Source organism: Mesorhizobium sp. M7A.F.Ca.CA.002.09.1.1, assembly GCF_003998555.1.
In the GTDB taxonomy this organism is placed as follows: domain Bacteria; phylum Pseudomonadota; class Alphaproteobacteria; order Rhizobiales; family Rhizobiaceae; genus Mesorhizobium; species Mesorhizobium ciceri.
Genome location: NZ_RZRR01000512.1, coordinates 1 through 4,095, shown reverse-complemented (window position 1 = coordinate 4,095; position 4,095 = coordinate 1). Strand labels below are relative to the sequence as shown.

At 64.2% G+C, this 4,095-nt stretch carries 6 protein-coding genes; all 6 read left to right on the top strand.

Annotated features, from left to right (window positions below):
• The coding region (locus EN994_RS20915) for a GntR family transcriptional regulator (RefSeq protein WP_164746047.1) at positions 1 to 673 on the top strand (673 nt) is incomplete at its 5' end.
• Positions 670 to 1,152, top strand: a complete 483-nt coding sequence (locus tag EN994_RS20910) for a DUF3830 family protein (RefSeq protein WP_013532979.1) — start codon at positions 670 to 672, stop codon at positions 1,150 to 1,152. The genes EN994_RS20915 and EN994_RS20910, both read left to right, overlap by 4 nt.
• A gap of 1 nt (position 1,153) precedes the next feature.
• Positions 1,154 to 1,507, top strand: coding sequence for a TIGR04076 family protein (locus tag EN994_RS20905; protein WP_013532978.1), 354 nt, complete (start codon positions 1,154 to 1,156; stop codon positions 1,505 to 1,507).
• On the top strand, positions 1,504 to 2,559 hold the full coding sequence (locus EN994_RS20900) for an aldo/keto reductase (RefSeq protein ID WP_063167569.1): 1,056 nt from the start codon (positions 1,504 to 1,506) through the stop codon (positions 2,557 to 2,559). The genes EN994_RS20905 and EN994_RS20900 overlap by 4 nt, the downstream gene beginning before the upstream one ends.
• On the top strand, positions 2,556 to 2,984 hold the full coding sequence (locus EN994_RS20895) for a DUF4440 domain-containing protein (protein WP_063167570.1): 429 nt from the start codon (positions 2,556 to 2,558) through the stop codon (positions 2,982 to 2,984). The genes EN994_RS20900 and EN994_RS20895 overlap by 4 nt, the downstream gene beginning before the upstream one ends.
• Before the next feature lie 48 nt (positions 2,985 to 3,032).
• Positions 3,033 to 4,095: ABC transporter substrate-binding protein (locus EN994_RS20890; protein WP_127307777.1), on the top strand; the 1,063-nt coding region annotated here is incomplete at its 3' end.

The following is a 4,095-nucleotide window of genomic DNA, read 5'->3' as shown; positions in this document are numbered from 1 at the left end:
CCGCGAGACCGTGCAGGACCGCGTGTATTCCGAGCTGCGCCGCGCCCTGATTGGCGGCCTGTTCGAACCGAGCCAGGTGCTGACCATCCGTGGCCTGGCTGACGCCTTGGTCACCTCGACCATGCCGGTGCGCGAGGCGCTCGGCCGGCTGATCACGGAAAAGGCGCTGGAGGCGCTGCCCAACCGTTCGGTGCGCGTGCCGCCGATCACGCTGGAACGCCTCGACGATCTCCTGCGGGCTCGCATCCTGATCGAGGGCGAGGCGATCGCGCTGGCCGCCGCCCGCATGGGTCCGCGCCAGATCGCCACCATCGAAACCATCCTCGCCGAATGGGACGAGATGCGGGCTTTGAAACACAAGAAGGACGTCGACCGCGAAGTGACGCTCAACCAGAGCTTTCATTTCGAGATCTACCGCTCCTGCGGTTCGGCCGTGCTGATCCCGATGATCGAGAGCCTGTGGCTGCAATCGGGTCCCTGCATTCGTGTCGCCATCTACGCCTTCTCGGAAGCCGGCGAGGTCGACACCGCCCAATATCACCGCCGCATCGTCACGGCGCTGTCCACGCAGGATGCGCAGGCGGCGCGCGAGTCGCTGGTCGCCGACATCAGCCGACCCTTCACCTTCCTGCGCAGCAAGCTGCAGGCCGCCGCCGTGAAAGACCAGACATGACCGCCATCAGGATCACCGAGCCGCGCTCGCAGCTTTCCGTAACGGCATTGCTGCTGCCCGAGAAGGCGCCGGAAAACGCTGCCTTCCTCTTGGCCTACCTCGGCACGCCACGCGTTGTTCCGGGCATCCATGCGATGTGGACGGGGCCTGAGATTTCCTGTCCGGTTCCATCAGCCGACCTCGAGGGCCAGGCCTATGCAAAACCGTTGCCGGCCGAGAACGCGACGCTGAACCCGCAGCCGGGCGACATCGTACTGTCCTACGTGCCGCCACGCATGTGGGGCGGCAATCCCAATGCGATCTTCGACATTGGCCTCTACTACGGGCAGGGCGCGCGGCTCTTGTTCCCGATAGGCTGGCTGGCCGGCAGTGTGGTGGCGCAGGTGCGCGTCGAAGAGCGTGACCGGTTCGCCGCCGCGTGCGGTGTCATCCGCCGCAACGGCGCCTGCGATGTCACCTTCAGCCTGATGGAGGCCTGACATGGCCGACGACGGTTTCGAGCTGTTCGACCTTCGCGTCGAGGCGATCATCCCCAAGGACAAACCTATCTATTGCGGCGCCAAGGAAGGCGACTATTTCGAGCTCAAGGGCGAGATGCTGTCGATGCCGGCAGGGCAGGGTTTTTCGATCTATTCGATCGCCGCCGTGTTGCCGCTGCTGGCAGCCAAGCAGCGCCCAACCCACCCGAACGACTGGATGACCTCGGACGCCGAGATCGCTTGTCCCGATCCCAATTGCGGCAGCCGGCTGCGGATCGTCAGGGCCGCCAAGCGGCGGTTCAGCCACGCCGAGACGACGGCGGTGCCGCTGCCGAAAGAGGATGACCTTAGATGACCGCCAAGACCTTCGAACTCGGCCCCGGCTACACCATCTCGCGCGTCATTCGCGGCGGCTGGCAGCTGGCTGGCGGCCACGGCGCCATTGATCGCAGCCAGGCGGTGGCCGATCTGATCGCCACTTTCGATGCCGGCATCTGGACCTATGATTGCGCCGACATCTACACCGGCGTCGAGGAGCTGATCGGTGCCGCGCGCCTGCAGCTGGCCAGCGAGCGCGGCCTCGACGTCGCGGCCCGGATGAAGGTGCACACCAAGCTGGTGCCCGACCTCGAACGGCTGGCCAGTATCAGCCGCGACTACATCAGGCGCATCGTCGACCAGTCATTGCGGCGGCTGAAGACCGAGCGGCTCGATCTCGTGCAGTTCCATTGGTGGGACTATGAACAGCCGCGCTATGTCGATGCCATGGGCTGGCTCAACGAGCTTCGGTTGGAGGGCAAGGTGCGCAATCTCGGCACCACCAATTTCGACACGCCAAGGCTCGCCGAGATACTCGCTGCCGGCATCCCACTGGTCAGCCAGCAACTGCAATATTCCGTGCTCGACCAGCGCCCGGGCAACAGCCTGGCCGCGCTCGCAAAACAGAACGGCGTCAGCTTCCTCTGCTATGGCTCAGTTGCCGGCGGCTTCCTCAGCAACAAATGGCTCGGTGCGGCCGAGCCCGCCACGCCGCTCGAAAACCGCTCGCTGGTCAAGTACAAGCTGATCATCGATGATTTTGGCGGCTGGGAGCTGTTCCAGCACCTGCTGCAGGCGCTGAAGGCCGTTGGCGACCGCCACGGCGTTGACGTCGCCACCATCGCCAGCGCCTGGGTGCTGGAGCAGCCGCAAGTGGCGGCGGTCATCGTCGGCGCCCGCAACCAGGCCCACGCCATCGCCAATGCGAAAATCATGGACGTTGCGCTCGACGCCGAGGACCGGGAGCGGATTGCGGCCGTCATCGCGCAAGGCACCGGCCTCGAAGGTGACGTCTACACGCTGGAGCGCGACCGCCGCGGCCGCCACGGTTCGATCATGCATTACAACCTCAATGCGGGGAAGAAATGAGCGGCGAACCCTCCCTGTTTTCACGCGCCAGCGCCGAAATCATCGACCTGCACCGCTTCTTCGTCGACTGGTTCGTCGCCGCGCGAGCCAACACGGTGGACTTCGGCCGCTTCGAACGCGCCATGGGCAAGGACCTCAGCATGGTGGCGCCGGACGGGCAGATCCTCGATCGCGAAGCGGTCGTCGACCATGTCCGCGCAAGCCGTGCTTCCTGCGACGATGGTTTCGCCATTTCGATCGAGGACATCCGGCCCGGCTGGCAGGACGCGGATATTATCGTCGTCCTCTATGTCGAAGCGCAGCTGCGCGCAGGCAAGCACAGCCGCCGTCAATCGAGCGCCGTCTTCACCACCAGTTCATCGGCGCCCAACGGCGTCGAATGGCGACATCTGCATGAAACCTGGCTGCAGGTGCCGGAACGCTGAACAAGCTCCAGAGTTCAAATACAGTCGAGTAACGAAAGGGGAACAACAATGACAAAGACGATACTCCAACTCACCACAGCGCTGGCCCTCGTCACGATGGCGGGTGCTGCTCAGGCCGCCGACTGCAAGATCACCGTCGGCCTCGTCATGGAGCTGACCGGCCCGGCCGGTGAATACGGCCAGGCCGGCGCCAAGTCGGTCGAGATGGCCTTCCGCGACATCAACGGAGCCGGCGGAGTGCGCGGCTGCGATCTCGTCACCGACACGCGCGACAGCCAGAGCCAGGGCAACATCGCGGTCGACGCCGCCACTCAGCTTGTGCAGGTCAAGAAAGTGCCTGTGATCATCGGCGGCATCATTTCTTCGGTGTCGATCCCAATCCTGACATCGGTCACGGCACCGGCCAAGATCGTCCAGGTCTCCCCGGCATCGTCCTCGCCGACGCTCACCGCGCTCGGCCGCGACGGCAAGACCAACGGCATCTTCTTCCGCACCATCACCTCCGATGCGCTACAGGGTGTCGCCGCCGCCAAATATGCCATCGACAAGGGTTTCAAGAAGCTGTCGATCATCCACGTCAACAACGATTTCGGCGTCAACATGGTGGCCGAATTCTCGCGTGCCTACAAAGCGCTCGGCGGCACCATCGTCTCCGACACGCCTTACAATGAAAAGCAGTCGAGCTATGCCTCCGAAGTCACCGCGGCAATGGCCGGTGAACCGGACGGTCTCTACCTCGTCAGCACACCGGTCGACGGCGCCACGGTCGCCCGCACCTGGATCTCGCAGGGCGGCGTGCAGAAATTCCTGCTCAATGACGGCATGAACAGCCCGGACTTCATCGAATCCGTCGGCGCCGATTATCTGAAGGAAGCTTACGGCACGTCGTCCGGCACCAGCCCGACGGCCTCGACGGAGTATTTCACCAAGAACTATAAGGAATTCTCCGGCATCGAACCGACCAATCCGGCAGCCGACCGTTCCTATGACGCCGGCGCGATTGTTGGCCTCGCCATCGCCATTGCCGGCTCTGAGGACCCGGCCAAGATCAAGGACGCGATGTACAAGGCGGTCGATCCGGCCGGCACGCCGATCTTTGCTGGCAAGGAAG

Coding starts and splice junctions, on each gene's coding strand:
- EN994_RS20910 (WP_013532979.1), top strand. CDS start 670: ATGACCGCCATCAGGATCACCGAGCCGCGCTCGCAGCTTTCCGTAACG.
- EN994_RS20905 (WP_013532978.1), top strand. CDS start 1,154: ATGGCCGACGACGGTTTCGAGCTGTTCGACCTTCGCGTCGAGGCGATC.
- EN994_RS20900 (WP_063167569.1), top strand. CDS start 1,504: ATGACCGCCAAGACCTTCGAACTCGGCCCCGGCTACACCATCTCGCGC.
- EN994_RS20895 (WP_063167570.1), top strand. CDS start 2,556: ATGAGCGGCGAACCCTCCCTGTTTTCACGCGCCAGCGCCGAAATCATC.